Source organism: Micromonospora sp. DT4 (genome assembly GCF_049841675.1).
Lineage (GTDB): Bacteria > Actinomycetota > Actinomycetes > Mycobacteriales > Micromonosporaceae > Micromonospora.
In genome coordinates, this window is sequence record NZ_JBNCKT010000300.1 from 1 (window position 1) to 1099 (window position 1099).

Consider the following 1099-nt stretch of genomic DNA (forward strand, 5'->3'; position numbering starts at 1 on the left):
CCCCCGAGCTAGCGGCGCACGGCAGCCGCCGGGAACACCCGCCCGGCCGCCACGGTTACACCCCCGCACGGCCGAGCAGCACCACCGCGTCGGCCCGGTCCGCAAGACCTGGCGGGAATGCTCCGCCACCCCGGACCGTTGCACCACCCTCCGGGACACCCCCCGCGCAGCCCCCCGGCCGCCGGGTGAGATCCCCGCGAACTTCCCGCACGGCACACCCCCGCTCTCGTGTGTCGTCGTGTTTTCCCCCAATGCAGAGGAGCACGCCATCATGCGTACCGATCTGATCCGTAAGACCGCTCTGACCGCTGCCGGCCTCGCCTTCACCGGCGGCGCCATCGCCGGCCCCGTCACCGCCGCCCACGCCGCGTCCGAGGCCAAGCCCGCCTCGCAGACCCAGACCGACCGCAAGCCCTCCGGTGAGCGTCAACTCGGGGTGCGCTACGAGGCGCAGCCGAACTTCTACTACTGCGGCCCCGCCGCCGCCCGTAACGCCCTGAGCGTGCAGGGCAAGAACATCAGCGTGGACGCGATGGCCAAGGAAATGGGCACCACCGAGGCCGGCACCAACTCCATCAACGACATCACCCCGGTCCTGAACAAGGAGACCGGCAAGAACGACGCCTACCACTCGGTCGAAATCAGCAAGCCCGACGCCGACGCCACCCAGACCGACAAGCTACGCACCGACATCGTCCGCACCGTCGACAACGGCCGCGCCGTGGTCGCCAACATCGCCGGCACCAGCGTCGACACCGACGGCAACACCCACTCCTTCGAGGGCGGGCACTACATCAGCGTCGTCGGCTACCGCGACAACGGCACCACCATCCGCATCGCCGACTCCGCCGACCCGAACACCGCCGCCTACGACATCACCGTCGAACACCTCGCCGACTGGATCGCCACCCGCGGCTACGCCACCAGCTGACCCCAGCACACCCAGCACCACCGAAAGGGCCGGACCCCACCACAGGGGCCCGGCCCTTTCGGCATCCCGTCAGTCGGTCACGAAGCACGCCTCAACCCGAGACCCCGAGACCCCGAGACATGAGCAGATCTTGGACACTCTCCGTTAGCCGCTAACGGAAAGTGTCCA

1 protein-coding gene is annotated in these 1099 nt (G+C 69.2%); it reads left to right on the forward strand.

Translation table 11 applies throughout. The annotated features are described in order from the left end of the window. The first annotated feature begins 271 nt into the window (after window positions 1-271). Window positions 272-931, forward strand: coding sequence for a C39 family peptidase (locus ACLQ24_RS29765; RefSeq protein ID WP_425895059.1), 660 nt, complete (start codon window positions 272-274; stop codon window positions 929-931). Window positions 932-1099 lie beyond the last annotated feature (168 nt).

Coding starts and splice junctions, on each gene's coding strand:
- ACLQ24_RS29765 (WP_425895059.1), top strand. CDS start 272: ATGCGTACCGATCTGATCCGTAAGACCGCTCTGACCGCTGCCGGCCTC.